The sequence below is a fragment of the Streptomyces sp. NPDC057438 genome (assembly GCF_042802995.1).
In the GTDB taxonomy this organism is placed as follows: domain Bacteria; phylum Actinomycetota; class Actinomycetes; order Streptomycetales; family Streptomycetaceae; genus Streptomyces.
This window is the reverse complement of sequence record NZ_JBHVDD010000005.1, coordinates 75650-95424: the sequence shown is the minus strand read 5'-3', so window position 1 is coordinate 95424 and position 19775 is coordinate 75650. Positions and strand designations below refer to the sequence as shown.

The following is a 19775-nucleotide window of genomic DNA, read 5'->3' as shown; positions in this document are numbered from 1 at the left end:
CCGCGGGTCACCGGACCTGCCCGGCCGTCAGTCCCGGCCGCCCTTCTCGGTGGCCGGCCACACCCCGGTGGACCGCTCGATGGCCTTCGCCCCCGTGCGGTCCACCGCGCTGCGCACGACGGCGAAGATCGCGCCCTGCACGGCCGCCGCGAGCAGCACCTCGCCCCAGCCGCGGTCCCGGTCCAGCGCGTCGGGCGCGTCGTCCTCGTGCCGGATCAGCTTCCAGGTCTTGCGGAACGCCAGCGAGGCCAGCGCGCCGCCCGCCCAGCCGAGGGCGAAGCCCAGCGGCTGGTAGGCGAGCGGGAGCTTCTTCTTCTTGGACATCTGCTCCTCCTTCTTGCGTGCGGTGATGTCGTGGTCAGGGACGACCCTGCGGGGCCACGACCTCGGCGGCGGGCACCGGCCCGGGGGCCGTCCCGTCGCCGAACGGGCGGCCGCCGAGGTCCTCGCGGCCGTGGGGCGTGAGCCACCCCGTCAGATCGGGCCCCAGCGGCACCACGGCGGTCGGGTTGATGCCCGTGTGCACCTGGTAGTAGTGCCGCTTGATGTGGTCGAAGTCGACGGTGTCGCCGAACCCGGGGGTCTGGAAGAGATCACGGGCGTACGCCCACAGCACCCGGTCCTCCGTCAGCTTCCGGCGGTTGCACTTGAAGTGACCGTGGTAGACGGGGTCGAAACGCACCAGCGTCGTGAACAGCCGGATGTCCGCCTCCGTGATCGTCTCCCCGACGAGGTAGCGCTGCCGGGACAGCCGGTCCGACAACGCCTCCAGCCGCCGGAACACCGCGGCACAGGCCTCCTCGTACTCCTGCTGCCCGGTGGCGAAGCCCGCCCGGTACACGCCGTTGTTGACGTCCTCGTACACCTCGGCCATGACGGTGTCGATCTCGTCGCGCAGCGCCCGCGGGTACAGGTCCGGCGCGCCCTCGCGGTGCAGGGCCGTCCACTCGGTGGCGAGGTCGAGCGTGAGCCGCTGGTAGTCGTTGGTGACCAGCTCCCCGCTCGGCACGTCCACGAGCGCGGGGACGCTGACCCCGCCCGGGTAGTCGCTCTCCCGGGCGTCGTACGCCTCCTTCAGGAACCGGATGCCGAGGACCGGGTCGCGGCCCTCCGGGTCCAGCGTGAACCGCCAGCTGCGGTCGTCCTGGATCGGGTCGGCGACGGCCATCGACAGCGCGTCCTCCAGGCCCAGCAGCCGCCGGGAGATCACCGCCCGGCTCGCCCAGGGGCAGGCCCGGCTGACGACCAGCCGGTAGCGGCCCGCCTCCACGGGCCGGCCGTCCCGGCCGTCGGCGGTGACACGGTCCGTGAAGTGGCTCCTGGACCGCTTGAACGGTTCCCTCCCGTACGCCTCGTTGCCCTCGCCGACACTCATGCCGTCCGACCTCCCGGTCCGTCCGGATACGTATGCCCTGAGGAGAGTTCCCCGAATTCCGCGACACCCACGGTGTGACTGCGACGGGCCGGGGCAAGCGGCGAACGTGACATGGACACCAGCAGACACGGAGACGACGGACGACCGGGGCGGGGCGGCGCTCCAAGGGCCGGGGACCCATGACGAGAGCAAGGCGCGGGAGGACCGCAGGACGCGGATCACCGTCCTCGTCGCCCTCGGGGCCAACCTGGTGATCGCGGTGGCCAAGACCGTCGGCGGACTGCTCGCCGGATCACCGGCGCTGCTGTCGGAGGCCGCCCACTCGGTCGCCGACAGCCTGAACGAGGTCTTCCTCCTCGCCGCGCTGCGCCGCAGCCGCCGCCCCGCCGACAGCCGGCACCCCTTCGGCTACGGCAAGGAGCGCTTCTTCTGGTCGCTGCTCGCCGCCGTCGGCATCTTCGTGATGGGCGGCTGCTTCTCCTTCTACCAGGCGGTCCACGCCCTGACGTCCGAGAGCGCGGAGTCCTACGACGGGTATGTCGCCGGCATCGCCGTCCTCGGCGTGGCCCTGCTCTCCGAGGGCGCCTCGCTGCTCCGCGCCCTGCACCAGGTGCGCGGCCAGGGCGGTGTCGGCGGGCTCCGGGACCCGGCGCTGCGCACGGTCGTCGCCGAGGACGGCACGGCGGTGCTCGGTGTGACCCTCGCGATCGCCGGGATGGCCCTGCACATGGTGACCGGCCAGGTCGTCTGGGAGGCCTCCGCCTCGTTCGCGATCGGGGCGCTGCTGGTGTACGTGGCCTACTGGCTCGGGCGGGACGCCCGCGAACAGCTCATCGGGGTAGCCGCCGACGACGAGGCCAGCCGGAAGATCCGTGCCCTGCTGGCGGCACAGCCCGAGATCGACAGCGTCGAGGGCCTGCTCACCATGCAGCTCGGCCTGGACTCGACCCTGGTGGCCGCCCGGGTCGACCTCGTCCCCGGCCTCGACAGCGAGGAGGTCGAGCTGGTCGCCGTGCGCATCAAGGCCTCCATCGCCCACATCGTCCCCGAGGCCGACCAGATCTTCCTCGACGTGACGGAGCGGACGGGGCCGGGGGAGCGGGCAGGGGAAAGCCCCGCCGCGACGGGGGAACGCGGCGGGGCCTGAGACCCGGGTGCCCGGTGCGCGGGCGGTCATGCGGGCGGGTCGAAGTATTTTCCCCGCGCCGGCCGGTGCCCGCGGCGCCGCTCACCTCGGGCGGGGCGCCCGGCGGCCGTCAGCCCGCCGCGGGCTCCAGCACGAAGACGGGGATCTCCCGGTCGGTCTTCCTCTGGTAGTCCGCGTACGGCGGATACGCGGCGACCGCGCGCTCCCACCACTGGGTCTTCTCGTCCCCGGTGACCTCCCGCGCGGTCAGTTCCTGCCGCGCGGGTCCGTCCTGCAGCTCCACCAGCGGATCGGACTTGAGGTTGTGGTACCAGACCGGGTGCTTGGGCGCGCCGCCCTGCGAGGCCACGACCGCGTACCGCCCCTCGTGCTCCACCCGCATCAGCGGCGTCTTGCGGAGCTTGCCGCTCCGTGCGCCGCGCGTGGTGAGCACGATGACCGGCAGGCCCGTGTCCCGCAATGTGGTCCCCCGGGTCCCGCCCGAGCTCTCGTACAACTCGACCTGCTCGCGCACCCACTGCGTCGGGCTGGGCTCGTACTCGCCCTCTAGTGGCATGGCATCCGTCCCTTGTCGTCGTGTCCGGGCTGCTCCCCGCGTTCAACACGGGCCGCTCCCGGTTTCATCCTCCTCGCGCCGCACGGGCACGGGATCCGCCCGCCTTCCGCACCGTTCACCCACCGGACGGCGGCAGCAGCATGAGCACGGCCAGGACCGCGATCACGGCACTGGACAGCAGACCCGTCACCAGGCGCCCCCGGTGTCCGGTCAGGGCCCGGCCGAGCAGGGCGCCGCCGCCCGCGAGCAGCAGCTGCCAGCTCGCGGAGGCGAGGAACGCGGCGAGCACGAACACCCCCTGTTCCAGGGGACTGACGGCGTCCGTGGCGCGGCTGCCGAGCACGAGCGCGGCGAAGTAGACGACGGTGGTGGGGTTGAGGAGGGTGATGCCCAGGAGGGCGACGTAGGCGCGGGCCGGGCTCACCGGGTCCCGCTGTGTGCGGATGGTGAGCCGTCCGGCGCGGTACTGGCGCAGGGCCGTCACCGCGCCGCGTGCCGCCAGGACCAGGAGCACCAGGGCGGAGACCCAGCGCAGGGGTGCCAGCACCGGCTGGAGGGCGGCGGCGAGGGCCGTACCGCCGAGGGCGGCGAGCAGGGCGTACAGGCCGTCGGCCGTCGCCACGCCGAGCGCGGCGCAGGCGCCGGTCCGCAGGGACGTACGGGCGGTGAGGGAGACGAGATAGGTCGCGACCGCTCCGACCGGGACGGCGATGCCATAGCCGGCCAGCAGTCCGGCGACCAGCGCGGCCGTCATGACCGGGGCGGTGTCGGTCCCCACGGTCGGCCGGACTGCTGCTGGCCCCGCACCGGCGAGGCGGTGGCGAAGGTCAGGGGCAGGGAGGCGTCGATGGTGTGCATGCGCAGATCGTCGGGCCGGGGGCGGCGTCCCCGCAATCCCTTTACCGCGGGCTCTTGACCAGGGTTCCCCGTCTGCCTACTTTGTTTGCATCCAAACGATATGAGGGGGGCGGACGGGTGGACGCCACGAGCGCGCCGTCCGCGCGGGCCTCACGCCTTCGGACGCCGTCCACTGCGGCGGGGCGCGGGCTCGGCGCCGTTCAGCAGCGCGCGGCGGCGGTCCTCACCGTGCTCCTCGACCTGCAGCACGACACTGCGCAGTCCCTCCGCGAGGCTCCTGCACTCGGTGTCGCTGAGCTGCCCGGTGACGAAGGTCTCCTCCTCGTTGAAGGCCGGGAACACCCGGCGCATCAGCTCCTCGCCCTGGTCGGTGAGGGCCAGCAGCACCAGCCGTCCGTCCGTCGGATGGGCAGCCCGCCGCACCAGCCCACGGGACTCCAGCGTGCGGGCCACCCCCGTGAGCGTGCCCTTGGAGATGCCCGCCTCCTCGGCCACGTGCCGGGTCTCGGACTCGCCCCACACCCACACCACCCACAGCACCACGAACGCCGTCCACGTCAGGTCGGAGCCGCGCAGCACGGAGTTCTCCAGGTGCTGCCGCACCGCCGAGGCGGCCCGGTAGATGTTCGCCACGGCCGCCATCTGGTCCCGGCGGATGGAGAAGTCCCCCAGTTTCGCCGCGGCGAGCTTCTCGGCTTCGGTGATGGATCGCTGGCCGGGCACGGGGGCTCCTCGAATCGTCGGTGCGGACAGGTCGATGGTTCGGTCATTCGGCATCAAAATTGTACGGAGGAGAAGGAAACCGCCATGAGCACCACCCCCCGCATGCTGCTGGTCCTCAGCGAGAACTGGACCCTCACCGGAGGCCGGGCCGACCTGCCCGCCGCCGTACGGTGGGCCCGTGAGGCCGAGGACGCCGGGTTCGACTCCGTCATGGTGAGCGAACACATCGTGCTCGGCCCCGACGCCGCCGCCGACGGCATCATGGGCAACCCCCGCGACTACGCCCTCCCCGGCAACCAGGACCCCTACACCCCCTGGCCCAACTCCCTGCTGCTGCTCGCCTCCATCGCCTCCGTCACCGAGCGCCTGCGCCTGGCCGCCGCGGCCGTCCTCGCCCCGCTGCGCCACCCCCTGCTGATGGCCCGCGAGCTGGGCACCCTCGACCTGCTGAGCGAGGGACGGCTGCTGGTGCAGCCCACGGTCAGCTGGAGCAGGGACGAGTACGACGCGCTCGGCGTGCCCTTCGGCGCCCGCGGCCGGCTGCTCGACGAACACCTGGCGGTCTGGGCGAAGGCATGGGGACCGTCCCCGATCTCCCACGACAGCGAGCACTACCCCTTCCGGGACGTCTACTTCGAGCCCAAGGCATACCGCCCCGAGGGCCCGCGGCTGTGGTTCGGCGGACAGCGCCTGCACGGCCCCGTACTGCGCCGGCTCGTCCGCCACGGCCACGGCTACCACCCCCTCGGACGGCCCACCCCGGACGACCTGAAGGCGCTCGCCGAGGCGATGACCGCCGTCGGACGGAACGCCGCCGACCTGGAGATGATCGGCGGCACCCAGGCCGTCTTCCCCGACGACCACGCCCCGGCGGACCTCGGCGCGGCCCTCGCCTCGATACCCGAGCAGCTGGAACAGGGCTTCACGACCTTCTGCGTCAAGCCCAACCAGTTCATCGACGACCCCGACGGCGTGGGCGCCTTCTGCAAGGAGGTCATGCGCCGGGTGGAGGCACTGACCGGCTGAGGACACGGCATGGGGCCGGTGCAGCGCATCGCGCCACCGGCCCCACGCACGCACACCGCCGCTCAGCGCTCGAAGACGACCCCGCCGTCGAACACCGTCATCTCCACCCGGACCTCCGTGATCTCGTGCGGGTCGAGGTCCAGCAGCGGCCGGTCCAGGACGCACAGGTCGGCCACCTTGCCCACCTCCACGGACCCCTTCCACGTCTCGGCGAAGTCCTGCCGAGCCGGGTTGATCGTGTACGCCCGCAGCGCCTCGGCGAGCTCCACGCGCTGTTCCGGACCACTGACCCGGCCGCTGGCCTTCGACTCGCGCAGCAGCATCCCGGCGACGCCCTGTCGCCAGTCGGGCTCGGTGATCGGCGCGTCCGAACTGGCGCACACCGCGAGCCCCGCGTCGAAGGCCGAGCGCGCGGGCCACTGGTACGCCGACCGCTCCGAGCCCACGACGTCCGCCATCAGGTCGGAGATCGTCCACTTGATGGCCGGGTTCATGTTCACGCCGTAGCCGTGCGCGGCCAGCCGGGCGAGGCTGCCGGCGCCGATGAAGTCGCCGTGGATGACGTAGTGCCGGGCGTCGTCGCGCGGCACCGCCTCCTGCGCCGCCACGAACGCGTCCACCACCAGGTCGATGGCCCGGTCACCGGTGACATGGACGCCCACCTGGTAACCGGCCTCATGGGCGACCCGGACCATGTCGAACAGCTCGTCGACCTGGAGATCGGGCGTGCGCCCGTGCACACACAGGGAGCCGTGGCCGCCGTCGAGGTAGGGCTCGTTCATCCAGGCCGTACGGTTCGGGGGCACCCCGTCGGCGAAGATCTTCACCCCGATGGCGTTCAGCAGCCGGGGGTCCGCGGACTCGGGGCGGTGGAGCTCGGCGAGGCCCTTGCGGACGTCGTCGGCGGAGCCGCCGATCGGCGCGGGCAGCAGCAGGACGCTGACCCGGGCGTGCAGCGCGCCGGCCGTGGCCAGTTCGGCGTACGCGGTCCAGTTGTCGGTGCTCAGCCCGCCGAACAGGGTCTCGGAGCCGCCGGGGCCGAGGCCCGGCTCGGTGTAACTGGTGATGCCGCGCGCGTGGAGTTCGGCGACGACGTTCCGGATGGCCCGGCGGCGCTGGGCGACCGTGGGGGAGGGCAGGGCGGCCTGCAGCAGGGCGCCGGCGGCCTCGCGCAGAATGCCGGTGGGCGAGCCGTCGTCGTCACGGTCGATGACTCCGCCGTCGGGCGGCGTGGTACCGGCGTCGATCCCGCAGCGGCGCAGGGCCTCGCTGTTGGCCCACACCATGTGCTGCGAGAAGTCGGTCAGACAGACGGGGTGGCCGGGTGCCACCGCGTCCAGGTCGGCGCGGTGAGGAAAGCGGCCCGGCTCGGCGAGGCACTCGGCGAGATAACCGGGATCCCAGCCCAGGCCGACGATCCACTCGCCGGGCGCCGCGGCCCGCGCCGCCGCGCCCACCACCTCGGCGATCCCGGCGATCGAACCGACCGCCGGATAGCCGACGTCGAGGGCGAACGGCGGCTTGGACAGGCCGTACGCGGCGCCGTGCAGATGCGAGTCGTTGATGCCCGGCAGAACGGTCCGCCCGGCCAGCTCGACGATCCTCGTCGCCGGTCCGGCCAGCGCGCGCATCTCGGCGTCCGTGCCGACCGCGACGATCTCCCGGCCGCGCACGGCCACACCCTCGGCGACCGTGAATCCGGCGTCGACGGTGATGACCTGACCGCCGGTCAGGACGAGGGTGGGGGAAGTGTCGCTCACGAGGACCTCTCCGAGGTGTCTTGGTGCGGGTGTGAAGGAGGGAACGGGTGCGGGGCGGCACACCCGGGGACGACGGTCACCGAATCGTCCGTGGGCCGAAGTAGGCGAGCGCGGCGCCCGCCACCAGGGCCACGCCCTGAGCCATCTGCTGCCAGAACGTCGGCACGCTCAGCAGTGTCAGCCCGTTCTGCAGGCAACCCAGGAACAGCACGCCGAGCAGTACCCCGAGAACCGAACCGGAGCCGCCGCTCAGCGCGACCCCGCCCAGCAGCACCGCCGTGAGCACGGTCAGTTCGAAACCCGTGCCCGAGGTGCCCGCGACCACGCTGTCCAGCACGGACGCCTTGATCGCCCCGGCCAGCGCGGCGGCCGTACCCGTGACGACGAACAGCGCGAACGGCGTACGGCGGACGTCGATGCCGGAGAGGTACGCGGCCTCCCGGTTGACCCCGATCGCGAACACGTGCCGTCCGGTCGGCGTGTACGCCAGGAACAGCGCCCCGGCGGCCAGGACGGCGGCGGCGACGACCACGGGCGCCGCGATCCCGGCGATCCGCGCCCCGCCCAGCCAGGCGAAACCGTCGCCGAAGCCGCTGAGGGGCAGCGGGAACAGCTGCTGGGCGAGGCCCCGCACGGCCGCCAGCATGCCCAGCGTCACGATGAACGGGGACAGCCCCAGATAGCAGCAGAGCACCCCGTTCACGGCGCCGACCGCCGCGCCGACGGCCAGCGCCCCGAGGACGGCGACCACGGGTGACTGGGCCTGCTCGCCCGCGAGCCAGCCGGCCGTGAGGGCGCCGAGCGCCAGCGTCGAGCCGACGGACAGGTCCAGATAGCCGCTGATGACCAGCAGGGCCAGGGGGACGGCGACGATCGCGAGGGCGGCCGCGTCGGTGGCGATCCCGCGCAGGTTGCCGGGGTCGAGGAAGCTGCCGGTGGACAGCTGGAACACCAGCACCAGCAGGGCGAGGACGACGATCAGGGGATTGCGTCGCACGGTCGCCAGGCCGTGCGCGGCCAGCGCGCGCGGGCCGGGGGCGACGCGCTCGGCGGCGGTCACGGTGGTCATGCTGCTCCTTCGTGGGACGGGGCGGGGGACGCGGTGGGATCGCCGTCCTGGCTGTGGTCCGGACCCCGTGCCGCCGGTCCCGCGTCGTGGACGGCGGCCAGCAGGGACTCCTCGGTGAGGCCGGCGCCGGAGAGCTCGGCGACGACCCGGCCCCGGTCGACCACCAGACAGCGGTGGGCGAGAACGGCCGCCTCCTCCGGATCGCTGGAGGCGAACAGCACGGCCGTGCCGCGCTCGGCGGCGAGCGAGGAGACGACGTCGTAGATCTCCTGGCGGGCGCCGACGTCGACGCCCTGGGTCGGCTCGTCGAGGAGCAGGACGTCGACGGCGCGCGCCTCGTTGATCCAGCGGCCGAGCAGCAGCTTCTGCTGGTTGCCGCCGGAGAACGCCGAGGCCGGGAGCCCCGGCCGCGCCGGCCGCAGCCCGACGGCCCCGGCGAGCGCGCCGAACACCCGCCGCTCGGTGCCGAGCGCGCGCACCCCGCGCCGGGCGAGTGTCCGCACGCTCGGCAGCAGCACGTTGTCCTGGGCGCTCAGGCCCGCGAACAGCCCCTGCGCCCGCCGGTCGGCCGGTACGAGCGCGATGCCCGCGGCCAGCGCGTCGGCGGGACGGGACGCGGAGACGGCCCGCTCGCCGACCCGGACCGACCCGCCGGACGCGCGGCGCCTGCCGAACAGGGTCTCCAGCACCCGCGTACGCCCGGACCCGATGAGCCCGTACAGCCCGACGATCTCCCCCTCGGCGACCGTCAGGTCGACCGGGCCGAAGCCGGGGCCGCGCAGCTCGCGGACGGTGAGGCGGGCGGGCCGGGCAGGGCCCCGCCGCCCCGGAACGGCGACGTCGGCACCCCCACCCGCAGCCGTCGTCGCGCCGGCCGCCCGCCCGCCCGTGATCGCCGCCACCAGGTCGCGGCGGTGGTGACTCCCGGTCGCCGCGTGGTGGGCGACCCGGCCGTCGCGGAGCACGGTCACCGCGTCGGCCAGACGTTCGACCTCCGCCAGGAGGTGGGTGACGTAGACGATGGCGAGGCCCTGGGTGCGCAGGTCCTCCACCCGGGTGGCGAGGGCGTCGCTCTCGGTGCCGGAGAGGGCGGCCGTCGGCTCGTCCAGGACCAGGACCGAGGCGCTGCGGCTGAGCGCCTTGGCGATCTCGACCAACTGCTTCTGCCCCATGGGCAGTTCAGCCACCCGGTCGCGCGGTGAGCAGCTCGCGGCGACCCGGTCGAGGAGTTCGGCGGCCACCTTCTCCTGGGCCCGGCGGTCGATCCGGCCGTGCCGGGTCCACTCCTGGCCGAGGAAGATGTTCTCGGCGACGGTCAGCGAGTCCACGACGCTGAGCGTCTGGAAGATGATCGCCACCCCGGCCGCGATCGACTCGCGCGGACTGAGCCGGGTGTACGGGACACCTCCCACCTCGATCGTCCCGGCGTCCGGCGGGAACGCCCCGCCGAGGCACTTGATCAGCGTGGACTTGCCGGCGCCGTTGTGCCCGAGCAGGGCGTGCACCTGCCCGGCGGGCACGGTCAGGTCCACCCCGTCCAGCGCCCGCACCCCGCCGAAGGACTTGCTCAGGGAGCTGATCCGCAGGTTCGGCGGGTTCGCCGCTCCCGCCGCCCCGTGGCTGCCGTTCGTGTCGGACATCGCGCGGCCCTACCCGTTCTGGGCGAGCAGCGCGTCGATCTCCGCCGTGTCGCCGCGCTGGACCAGCTTCACCGGCACGTCGACGCTCGGGTCCGCCTTCCCGGCGGCGACCGCGAGCGGGACGTCGACGATGGCGTTGGAGATGTCCAGCGGGGCGAGGGCGGCGGAGGCCCGGTAGAACGTGCCCTGCTTGATGGCGAGGAGGGAGGGGGCCGAACCGTCCTGGCCGCCGACGAACGTCTTCCGGTCGCCGTTCTTGCGTCCGGCCTGCTGCAGCGCCTTGAACCCGCCGTACGCCGCCGCGTCCGTGACGCCGAGGATGATGTTCAGGTCGGGGTGCTTGGCGAGCAGCGCGGTGGACTTCGACAGACCCGTGTCGGGGTCGATGGCCTGTTCCTGCGCCACCACGTCGACCCCGGGCGCGAGCTTGGTGAACGCGTCGATCATGCCCTTGGTGCGCTCCCGGCCCAGGTCGATCGTGTTGTCGACCAGGAACGCGATCTTCCCCTTCCCGTTCAGCGCCTCGGCGGCCCACTTCGCCGCCGACTCACCGAGCAGCGTGCCGCTCTCGCGGAAGCTGAACCGGATGTCGGCGCTCTGGCTCTCCAGCGTCCCGCCGTACGTCACCCAGATCAGGCCGGCGTCCAGGGCGGCCTTGGCGATCGCCTCGGTGGCCTCGAAGACCATCGGGAACGACACGATGGCCTGCGTCTTCTGTGTGACCCAGGCGTTGAGGTTGCTGGCCTGCGTGTCGGGGTTGCTCGCGTCGCTCGTCGTCAGCAGCTTGACGTCGTGCTTCTTCGCGGCGGCCGTCGACAGCTTCACGAGGGTGCTGTAGAGCGGGATCTGGGTGAAGGGGTAGTCGAGGCCGATCTGGGTGAGTTTGCGGGTGGAGGGGGACGCGCCCGCCGCCTTCGCCGAACCGGAGCCGCTCTCCGGGGCGCTGCAGCCCGTGGCGGCCAGCCCGGTCGCGGTGAGGGCGCCGGCGGACCAGGCGAGGAACTGCCTGCGTGAGGCCGGGGTGACGGTGAGGGGGCGTCTGCTCATGGCGGGGATCTCCAAGGGTGGCGGGGCCCGCCGACGGCGGGCGACATGCTGTGCCGAACAGGAAAGACCCCGGCGCCCCGCCCCACCATCCGTACAAATACCGAGTGCGCGCGGCGGGCGAGGGGGCGGTCGCGTGGGTCACGGGTCCGGTGCGTGCCTTGTCCACCTGTCGGAGCCGCTCTATCGTTAGGGCTCAAACGACCTGATCGGTCTCGGGGCGGCCCCGGGAGGCTCGCATGCTCACCCACCACCAGCTCGCCGCCGCCGCCCGCATCGGCATGCTCACCCGTGAACGCGACACCGCCTCCGCCTGCGCCGAGGCCCTCCACGAACTCGGCCGCGCCCTGCCCCTCGACGCCGCCACCCTCCTGGAGATCGACCCGATCACCGGCACCCACGTCCAGGTCGCGGGCCTCGGCTACGACGCCGACGTGTCCGCCGCCCTGGCCGCCGAGTTCGTCGCCACCCCCTGGTACGCCAACGTCCTGCGCAGCGAGATACCGCCGTCCATCTGCGAGGACGTCGAGGACCCGGGCGAGCGCTACCGCGACGGCTGGTTCTACGCCGAACGCATGCGCCCGGCCGGCGTCCGCGACGCGGTCACCGGCGCCCTGCGGCACCACGGCCGCCTCGTCGGCCTGATCACCCTCTCCACCGCGACCCCCGACGCCTACGACACCGGCACCCGCCACCTGCTGGCCTCCCTGTTGCCGGCCCTCGGCGTCCTCGCCGACCCCACCGCGCACGCGGGCGCCCTCCCCGACCTCCCGGCGGACGGCGGGGTGAGCCTGTCCGTCGGTGACGACCTCCTCGAACTCCCCGGCCGGGACCCCGCCCTGGTCCTCCGGGACACCGAGTTCCGCCGTCTCGTGCGCGCCTTCGCCGACTCGGGCGGCACCCGGTTGCGCCTGCTCTGGCCCGTCGGCCCCGACTGGTACCGGGTCACCGTCCGCCGCCACACGCTCGGTTCGGCGGTCGTCCGCCGGGCCGTCCTCGTGCACGAGATGCCCGCCCCGCTGCCGTACGGGCTCAGTCCGCGGGAGCTGGAGGTGCTCACCCGGGCGGCCACCGGCATGACCAACCAGGCCATCGCCCAGGCGCTGTTCCTGTCCCCGCGCACCGTGCACACCCACGTCGAGCATCTGCTGCGCAAGACCGGCGCCGCCTCCCGCGCCGAGGCCACGGCCCTCGCCGTACGCGACGGACTGCTCCGGCCGACCGCCGAGGACGTCGAACGTTTCGTCGAGGGACCGCCCGGACGGTGATCCGGTGTGGGTAGGGTCGACGGGTGACTGCCACCGCGAACACGGCCGGCGCCCGCTCCGGACGGGGCGGGGCACCCTTCCTCTACGTCGTCGTCTGTGCCGCCGGCATCGCCGTGGAGGTCAGCAAGCTGATCACCGCCGCGCAGGAGCGGGACTGGGAGGTCGGGGTCATCGCGACGCCCGTCGCCCTGGGCGGGTTCTTCGACACGGCGGCGGTCGAGGCGCAGACCGGCCGCCCGATCCGTTCCGCCTGGCGTCGGCCGGGCGACCCGCGCCCCTTCCCGCCGCCGGACGCCGTCGTGGTCGCGCCCGCCACCTTCAACACCGTCAACAAGTGGGCCGCTGGCCTGGCCGACACCCTCGCGGTCGGCACCCTGTGCGAGGCGTCCGGCCTCGGTGTCCCCCTCGCCGTCCTGCCCTGCGTGGCCGACGCGCTCGCCGCCCATCCGGCCTACCGCGCGAGCCTCGAGCGGCTGCGCGGCATGGGCGTCCGGTTCGGTGATCCCTACGCCGGTGAGGGCGACGGGGACGGCGGGCGCGGGGAGTTCCACTGGGAACGGGCGCTGGACCTGCTGGAGCCGGGCGACAGGCCCCAGGAAACGCCTCTCCCACGGTGAGGTCCGCCGCCGTGCCCAGCGGCAGCCAGCGGAAGGAGTCCCGCACCGGGCCCGGTGCCCCGGCCAGGGTTTGTTCGGCCGCCGCCCGGCCTTCGCGGAAGTGGGGCCCCCACCCCTCGTAGTGCACCGGCACGACGGTACGGGGACGCAGCAGCCGGCACACCTCCACGGCGTCGGCGGCGGTCATCGTGTAGCGGAGCGGGCCGGACGCCGGGCGTACACGGTTCCCTTCCGAACGGGGCCGGGACGGCCGAGGAGCCACCCGGGGGGAGGGCAAGGGCCGTCATGCGCGGGACCGCCCGGTGCAGAGCGTCCGTTCCGCCCCGGTGCTCCTTCAACCGAACGGTTGAACGGGCCGGCGGCTTCCGGACGACGCGCGGCGGGGTCCGCCGGTCACAGACTTACCGTGCCGCCGCAGCGGCACCGCCGTACGAGCCCCGCCCCGAAAGGACCTCTCCCCCCATGGCCAGCAGTCTCAGCAGGCGACGCGTCCTCACCACCGGAGCGGGCGCCGCGCTCGGCGGCCTCGTCGCGACCGGCGCCGCCACCGCGTCGGCGGCCGGCTCCCGCACCCCCGCGCCGGGCGCCGAGGAGACCCGCTCCCTCGACGAGCTGTACCGCGACGCGGTCGCCGAGGGCGGCAGGCTCGTCATCTACGCGGGCGGCGACACCGCCGGCCAGCAGGACTTCACCGCCCAGGCGTTCCGTACCCGCTTCCCGGACATCGACCTGAAGATGATCGTGGACTACAGCAAGTACCACGACGTCCGCGTCGACAACCAGCTCGCGACCGGCACCCTGGTCCCCGACCTCGTGCAGCTCCAGACACTGCAGGACTTCACCCGCTGGAAGAGCCAGGGCAAGCTGCTGCCCTACAGGCCGGCCGGATTCTCCAAGCTGTACAAGGACTTCCGCGACCCCCAGGGCGCCTGGACGGCCATCCAGGTCATCGCCTTCAGCTACATGTACGGCGTCGACGCCGTCGCCGGGAACGCGCCCAGGTCCCCGAAGGAACTGGTCGACCCGCGCTGGAAGAACGCCATCGCCTCCTCCTTCCCGCACGACGACGACGCGGTGCTCTACCTGTTCTCCCTCTATCAGCAGGCCTACGGCTGGGACTGGATCGCGAAGTTCGCCGCCCAGCAGCCGCAGTTCAACCGCGGTTCGCACACCCCGGGTGTCGCGGTCAACGGCGGGCAGAAGGCCATCGGCGTCGGCGGCTCCGGCTCGCTGACCGCACCCTCGACCGCCCCGACCCGCTTCGCGGTGGCCGAGGGGCACCCCTTCATGGCCTGGGGCCAGCGCGCCGCGATCCTCAGGAAGGCCGCCCACCCCACCGCCGCCAAGCTGTACCTCAACTGGTCGCTGTCCACCGAGCGGCAGCAGGGCTCCTTCAACGGCTGGTCCGTCCGCACCGACGTCACCCTCGCCGGCGGTCTCAAGCCCGTCTGGACCTACCGCGACGCCCACCTCGACGGCTTCCCCCGGTTCATGGAGGACCGCGCCGCCGTGGAGCGCTGGAAGCAGACCTTCGCCCTGTACTTCGGCGAGGTCGAGGGCGACCCGACGCCGGGCTTCCTGGGGCTGCACCCCGGACGGTGAACTGCCCGCCGGGCACGGCGCATTCCTTTACCCCGGTCACACGTGTCACGCTCTACACTCGGCGGGCCCCGTGCCCGTCCGGACCGTCGCAGAGGGAATCGCCGCCGTGCCCGCCATCGCCGTGCCCGCCATCGCCGTCCCCGCCTTCGTACGCCGAGATCCGCTGTCGCCGAGCCGGCTGCCGGACCTGCTGTTCCTCACCGTCGTCATCGGCGGTGTGGTCAGCCTCGTCGACCGGAACTCCGCGCTCTGCTGGGAACTGGTCCCGCTCATCATGGTGCTGGCGGTCGGGTACGTGGGCGGGCTCGCCCTCTGGGACCGGCTGGGACGACGGGGCCGGCCGCTGTGGCTCGGCTCGCTGCTGACACTGTGGTGCTGGATCTCCTGGGTGACGCCCCCGCAGGTCGCCACCGCCTACACCTGGCTGGCACTGCCGCTGGCGATCCTCGCCCTGCGCGTGTTCACGGGCCGTACGGGGGTCGCCGCCGTCGCCGGGGTCACCGGGCTGCTCGTCCCGCTGATCGCCCACGCCTCCGGAACCCTCCACCCCGAACTGGTCGTCCCGCCGGCCGTCGCGCTCTGGGTCACCGTCGCCCTCTACCGCGCCCAGCAGCGGCTGCTCGGCGAACTGCGGCGCACCCGGGCCGAGTTGGCCAGGGGGCAGCGCGAGGCAGGCCGGCTCGCCGAGCGCGCCCGGATCGCCCGGGACCTGCACGACACACTCGCCCAGGAACTCGCCGGCAGCCGCATGCTTCTCCAGGCCGCCGACCGCGACTGGGACCGCCGCCCCGACCTCGCCAGGACCCAGGTCCGCACGGTCACCGACGCCCTCGGCACCCATCTCGCCGAGACCCGCACCATCATCGGCGACCTCACCCCGCCCGCCCTGGAGCACGACGACCTCGCCACCGCCCTGCGCACCCTGTGCGCCCGCACCACGGCCACCCCCTCCCGGGTGGTGTTCCGCACCGCCGGCGAGCCGGGCGACCTGCCGTGCGAGCGGGCCGCCGCCCTGCTCCGCGTCGCCCAGGGCCTGCTCGCCAACGCCTGCGAACACGGCCGCGCCCGGCACGTCTGGGTCACCCTCGACCACCGCGACGACACGGCCGTCACCGTCGAGGTCCGGGACGACGGCGTGGGCTTCGACCCGCGGGCGACCGGCGCGCGACGGCCGGGCCGGGGCCTCGGCCTGCCCGCAGGCCGCGAACGCCTCGGCGCCCTCGGCGGCTCGCTCACCGTCCGCAGCGCACCCGGCCGCGGCACATCGGCCCGCGCCAGCCTCCCCGTGGGCGCCCTCGCCCTGGCGGGCCCGGCGAGCGAGCGGTGACCGCCCCCGGCGACACCTCCCTGCGCGTCCTGATCGTCGACGACCACCGGGTCGTACGCGCCGGCCTGCGCGCCCTCCTCACCGGTGAGCCCGGCTTCGACGTCGTCGGCGAGACCGGGGACGGCGAGGAGGCCGTACGGCTCGCCGCGCGGCTCGGCCCCGACGTGGTGCTGATGGACCTCCGCCTGACCGACGACACGGCCCCCGGACAGCGGGTCAGCGGCCTGGACGCGACCCGGCGGATCACCGCCGAGGCCCCCGGCAGCCGCGTCGTCGTGCTCACCGGCGCCGGCACCCAGGGCGACGTCGTCCGCGCGATGGAGGCCGGAGCCCGCGGCTACATCCTCAAGGCCGGCCCGCCCGAGGAACTCTTCCGGGCGGTGCGCGCCGCAGCCGCCGGCGGCATGGGCCTCGCCCCCGAGGCCGCCGGCCACCTCGCCGGTCACCTGGCCGACCCGGGGGCCGCCCTGAGCGAGCGGGAGATCGAGGTCGTACGGCTGCTGGCGCTGGGCCGCAGCAACCGGGCCATCGCCGCGGCCCTCCACCTCACCGAGGCCACGATCAAGACCCATCTGGTTCGCGTCTACCGCAAGCTCGGCACCGAGAACCGGGCGAGCACGGTCTCCGAGGCGGTACGGCGGGGGCTGCTCGAACTGGGCTGAACCGGTGCGTGGCCGCGGTTCAGTGGGCGCCCGCCGGCTCGAACTCCGTCCCGCACGGGCCCGCCCCCTCGCTCTCCGGCAGCGGGACCGGAGCGCCGCTCATCGTCAGTACGTCGTAGTACCGGCCGATGCGTTCGGTGGAACGGCCCACGTAATGGCCGATGAAGGAGCGCCGGAAGCGGTCGGTGGTGCGGTTGGGCTGGGAGCCGTGGACGAGGCTGCCGTTGAAGAAGAGGACGTCGCCCGGTGCCATGTCGACGGGCACGGCGGCCAGACCGGGCGGCGGCGGGACGTACTCCCGGACGAACGAGACCTCCGCGTCCGCTTCCTCCGGGCAGAACAGATCCATGCGGTGAGTGCCCGGCACGACCTCCAGCCCGCCGTTGGCGCGGTCGATCACATCGCAGGCGATCCAGGCCGCCACACAGGTCCCCGGCTCGACCCGCAGATAGAAGTTGTCCTGGTGCAGCGCCTGGCCCCGGGCCCCCGGCGGCTTGAAGTAGAACATGCTCTGCGCGGCCAGGACCTCCTCGCCCAGCAGCCCTTCGAGGATGTCCCGCAGCCGTGCGTCCAGGAGTACCCGCAGCGACAGCTCGTCGATGCGGTGCGGGTGCATCACCCGGGGGTGGGAGTCCAGCGGATCGGCCGGCCGGCCCGCCGCGGGCGGCCGGGGCCGGAAGTGCCCAGGGATCGGCCCGCCCTCCCGCAGGGCCGCGAACCGGTCGCACAGCTCCTCGATCTCGGCGGGCGAGAACAGCCCCCGCGCCACCACGAAGCCCTTCTCCTCGAACTCCGCCCTGCCCGTGCCTGCCATCCGTGTGTCCCTTCCCGGCGTCGTCGAACATGTCCCACGCTAGGTCCGAGCACCCTTGGGGAGGATGCCTGTGCGTGCTGACGACCTGTCCGTGACTGCTGCTCCCGCCGACCCGTCACCGCCCCCGGGCCAGATGATCATCGGCCGCTTCGACCGGCCCCCGCCCTACGCGGTGAACCGGCCGCGCGGCGCGGACAGCTGGCTGTTCACCTGGACCACGGGCGGCGCGGGCCTGCTGCGCCAGGGCTCGGCACGGACCCGGGCGGCCCCGGGCGACCTCGTGGTCCTCGGCCCTGGCGTACCCCAGCACTACGCGGTCGCGCCCGGCGCCGGACACTGGGCGTTCTGGTGGGCGCACTGCCAGCCCCGGGCGTCCTGGACGGCCTGGCTGCGCCCCTACGACACCGGGGACCGGCTGTACGCCCTCCCGTCGGCCCCCGGCGGCATCCGGGCACGGGCCGACGCGGCCTTCCGCCGGATGCTCGCCGACGCCCGCTGGACCGGCGAGGGCGTGCCGCCGACCGCCGGAGGCCCCTCGCCGGGCGACGCCTCCACCGAGGTCGCCGTGGCCCACGGCACGGCGGCCCGCGAACTCGCCCTGTGCTCCCTGGAGGAGGTGGTGCTGCTCACCGCCGCCCGCTCCGAGCCGCGCCCGTCGGGGGTGGACCCGAGGATCCGCAGGGCGCAGGACCTGATCGCCGCCGACCCCGGCGCCCCGCACACCGTCCGCTCCCTCGCCGAGTCCGTCGCCCTGTCCCCGTCCCGGTTCGCCCACCTCTTCACCGAGCAACTGGGGCACTCACCCATGCGCGTCCTCCACCACGCCCGCCTCCGTCACGCCGCCCGGCTGCTGGAGGCCACCGACCTGCCCGTGGAGCGCGTGGCCGGAGCCTCCGGGTTCGCCGGCCCGTCCCACTTCAGCAGGGCGTTCCGGCAGCGCTACGGGGTGCCGCCGGGGGAGTACCGGCAGGGTCTGCGGGACGACGTCGGCTGAGGACCCGCCTCGGCCGCGGGCGCGCTCAGCCCCCGAAGACCAGCAGTGACAGCCACAGCGCCACCACCGAGGAGAGCAGTGCCGCCGGGACGGTGAGCAGGCCGAGGCGGGTGAACTCGCCGAGGTCCACGTCGTCGTCGTGCCGGTGGACGATGCGGCGCCAGAGCAGGGTGGCCAGGGAGCCGGCGTAGGTGAGGTTCGGGCCGATGTTGACACCGAGCAGCACGGCGAGGACGGCGCCCGTGCCGAGCGGGGCGGCGAGGGGGACCAGGACCAGGACCGCCGGCAGGTTGTTGATGACGTTGGAGAGGACTGCGGCGAGGGCGGCGACACCGAGGAGGGCGAGCAGACCGGTACCGGACGGCATCACGCGGCCCAGCGCGTCGGCGAGGCCGTTGTCGACCACGGCGCGCACCACGATGCCGAGCGCCAGCACGAACGCCAGGAAGGGCAGCGAGACGGATCGCAGCAGCGCGACCGGGCCGGTGGTACGGCGCACGAGCGCGCGGACCGCCAGCACCACGGCCCCGGCCAGCGCCGCCCACACGGGCTCGATCCCGAGCACGGACGTCAGGACGAAACCGGCGAGTGTGCACAGGACGGTGACCAGCGCGAACATCGGCAGCTCGGGCGCCTCCACCGGCTCCTGGGGCGCGGGCGCGACGGCGTCCAGGTCGGTCGCGAAGAAACGCCGGAAGATCACGTACTCGGCGGCCACGGCCACCGCCCACGGCGCCGCCATCAGCAGCGCGAACCGGGTGAAGGTGAGCCCGCTCGCCGTGAACGCCAGCAGGTTGGTGAGGTTGGAGACGGGCAGCAGCAGCGAGGCCGTGTTCGACAGGTGCGCGGTGGCGTACACATGCGGCTTGGGGCGGGCGCCGAGGCGGGCCACCGTCGCGAACACCACCGGCGTGAGCAGGACGACCGTGGCGTCCAGGCTGAGCACCGCCGTGATGCCGGAGGCCAGCAGGAACGTCGAGCCCAGCAGCCGCCGGGGCCGGCCCGCCGAGGCCCGCGCCATCCACGCCCCGCACGCCTGGAACAGCCCCTCGTCGTCGCAGAGCTTGGCCAGCACGAGCACGGCGGCCAGGAAGCCGAGCACCGGGCCCAGCAGTTCGGCCTCGGCACGGGCGTGGTCGAGTGAGACGGCGCCCGCGGCGACGGCGATACCCGCGGCCGGGACGGCGACCACGGCCTCCGGCAGCCCGAACGGGCGCGCGACCGCACATCCGAGGACGACGACGAGCAGGACGACGGACAGGACCTCGGCGAGGGCGGTGTTCACGGCAGGGC

Annotated in this window: 19 protein-coding genes; 8 read left to right on the top strand and 11 right to left on the bottom strand. The window is 73.8% G+C overall.

What is annotated here, in order from left to right; translation table 11 throughout:
* Window positions 1-27: 27 nt before the first annotated feature.
* A complete protein-coding gene (locus tag ACFU5F_RS05445; protein ID WP_012998821.1) occupies window positions 28-324 on the bottom strand; it encodes a DUF4235 domain-containing protein in 297 nt (98 codons plus the stop codon).
* Between the two features lie 34 nt (window positions 325-358).
* Window positions 359-1375 carry a glutathione S-transferase family protein gene (locus ACFU5F_RS05440; protein WP_383882284.1) on the bottom strand — a complete coding sequence of 339 codons (1017 nt, stop codon included), beginning with the start codon at window positions 1373-1375 and terminating at the stop codon, window positions 359-361.
* A 106-nt stretch (window positions 1376-1481) separates the two neighbouring features.
* Here ACFU5F_RS05440 and ACFU5F_RS05435 point away from each other — a divergent pair, with 106 nt between their 5' ends.
* A complete protein-coding gene (locus ACFU5F_RS05435) occupies window positions 1482-2522 on the top strand; it encodes a cation diffusion facilitator family transporter (RefSeq protein ID WP_383882281.1) in 1041 nt (346 codons plus the stop codon).
* A gap of 109 nt (window positions 2523-2631) precedes the next feature.
* Here the strand turns inward: ACFU5F_RS05435 and ACFU5F_RS05430 are convergent, their stop codons facing one another.
* The 3 genes from ACFU5F_RS05430 to ACFU5F_RS05420 form a co-directional block, all read right to left on the bottom strand.
* Window positions 2632-3078, bottom strand: a complete 447-nt coding sequence (locus ACFU5F_RS05430) for a nitroreductase family deazaflavin-dependent oxidoreductase (RefSeq protein ID WP_383882278.1) — start codon at window positions 3076-3078, stop codon at window positions 2632-2634.
* Window positions 3079-3193: 115 nt separating this feature from the next.
* On the bottom strand, window positions 3194-3832 hold the full coding sequence (locus ACFU5F_RS05425) for a LysE family transporter (RefSeq protein WP_383882276.1): 639 nt from the start codon (window positions 3830-3832) through the stop codon (window positions 3194-3196).
* Window positions 3833-4086: 254 nt separating this feature from the next.
* Complete coding sequence (locus ACFU5F_RS05420; protein WP_383882477.1) at window positions 4087-4659, bottom strand: MarR family winged helix-turn-helix transcriptional regulator; 573 nt, start codon at window positions 4657-4659, stop codon at window positions 4087-4089.
* A gap of 84 nt (window positions 4660-4743) precedes the next feature.
* On the opposite strand from ACFU5F_RS05420, the gene ACFU5F_RS05415 reads away from it, so the two are divergent.
* Entirely contained in the window at window positions 4744-5685 is a 942-nt protein-coding gene (locus ACFU5F_RS05415) for an LLM class flavin-dependent oxidoreductase (protein WP_383882273.1), read from the top strand.
* 62 nt (window positions 5686-5747) lie between these two features.
* Here ACFU5F_RS05415 and ACFU5F_RS05410 read toward each other — a convergent pair whose 3' ends face one another.
* From ACFU5F_RS05410 to ACFU5F_RS05395, 4 genes are all read right to left on the bottom strand, one after another.
* Window positions 5748-7445 carry an amidohydrolase gene (locus ACFU5F_RS05410; RefSeq protein WP_383882270.1) on the bottom strand — a complete coding sequence of 566 codons (1698 nt, stop codon included), beginning with the start codon at window positions 7443-7445 and terminating at the stop codon, window positions 5748-5750.
* A gap of 76 nt (window positions 7446-7521) precedes the next feature.
* Window positions 7522-8514 carry an ABC transporter permease gene (locus tag ACFU5F_RS05405; protein WP_383882267.1) on the bottom strand — a complete coding sequence of 331 codons (993 nt, stop codon included), beginning with the start codon at window positions 8512-8514 and terminating at the stop codon, window positions 7522-7524.
* Entirely contained in the window at window positions 8511-10154 is a 1644-nt protein-coding gene (locus ACFU5F_RS05400) for a sugar ABC transporter ATP-binding protein (RefSeq protein WP_383882265.1), read from the bottom strand. Before ACFU5F_RS05400 ends, ACFU5F_RS05405 begins: the two co-directional genes overlap by 4 nt.
* A gap of 9 nt (window positions 10155-10163) precedes the next feature.
* Window positions 10164-11201: a sugar ABC transporter substrate-binding protein gene (locus tag ACFU5F_RS05395; protein WP_383882263.1), complete on the bottom strand. Its 1038-nt coding sequence runs from the start codon at window positions 11199-11201 to the stop codon at window positions 10164-10166.
* 236 nt (window positions 11202-11437) lie between these two features.
* Between ACFU5F_RS05395 and ACFU5F_RS05390 the strand changes: the two genes are divergently transcribed.
* The 5 genes from ACFU5F_RS05390 (at window position 11438) to ACFU5F_RS05370 (ending at window position 16674) form a co-directional block, all read left to right on the top strand.
* Window positions 11438-12466, top strand: coding sequence for a response regulator transcription factor (locus ACFU5F_RS05390; protein ID WP_383882260.1), 1029 nt, complete (start codon window positions 11438-11440; stop codon window positions 12464-12466).
* 23 nt (window positions 12467-12489) lie between these two features.
* Window positions 12490-13083 carry a flavoprotein gene (locus ACFU5F_RS05385; protein ID WP_383882258.1) on the top strand — a complete coding sequence of 198 codons (594 nt, stop codon included), beginning with the start codon at window positions 12490-12492 and terminating at the stop codon, window positions 13081-13083.
* Between the two features lie 462 nt (window positions 13084-13545).
* Window positions 13546-14685 carry an ABC transporter substrate-binding protein gene (locus tag ACFU5F_RS05380; RefSeq protein ID WP_383882256.1) on the top strand — a complete coding sequence of 380 codons (1140 nt, stop codon included), beginning with the start codon at window positions 13546-13548 and terminating at the stop codon, window positions 14683-14685.
* Between the two features lie 106 nt (window positions 14686-14791).
* Window positions 14792-16012, top strand: a complete 1221-nt coding sequence (locus ACFU5F_RS05375) for a sensor histidine kinase (protein ID WP_383882253.1) — start codon at window positions 14792-14794, stop codon at window positions 16010-16012.
* The gene (locus tag ACFU5F_RS05370) at window positions 16009-16674 is read left to right on the top strand and encodes a response regulator (protein WP_383882250.1); all 666 of its coding nucleotides are present in this window, start codon (window positions 16009-16011) and stop codon (window positions 16672-16674) included. Before ACFU5F_RS05375 ends, ACFU5F_RS05370 begins: the two co-directional genes overlap by 4 nt.
* 19 nt (window positions 16675-16693) lie before the next feature.
* On the opposite strand, the gene ACFU5F_RS05365 is transcribed toward ACFU5F_RS05370, so the two are convergent.
* Window positions 16694-17488: a phytanoyl-CoA dioxygenase family protein gene (locus tag ACFU5F_RS05365; protein WP_383882247.1), complete on the bottom strand. Its 795-nt coding sequence runs from the start codon at window positions 17486-17488 to the stop codon at window positions 16694-16696.
* A gap of 64 nt (window positions 17489-17552) precedes the next feature.
* On the opposite strand from ACFU5F_RS05365, the gene ACFU5F_RS05360 reads away from it, so the two are divergent.
* The gene (locus tag ACFU5F_RS05360) at window positions 17553-18482 is read left to right on the top strand and encodes a helix-turn-helix domain-containing protein (RefSeq protein WP_383882244.1); all 930 of its coding nucleotides are present in this window, start codon (window positions 17553-17555) and stop codon (window positions 18480-18482) included.
* Between the two features lie 25 nt (window positions 18483-18507).
* Here the strand turns inward: ACFU5F_RS05360 and ACFU5F_RS05355 are convergent, their stop codons facing one another.
* On the bottom strand, window positions 18508-19767 hold the full coding sequence (locus tag ACFU5F_RS05355) for an SLC13 family permease (RefSeq protein WP_383882241.1): 1260 nt from the start codon (window positions 19765-19767) through the stop codon (window positions 18508-18510).
* Window positions 19768-19775: the final 8 nt, after the last annotated feature.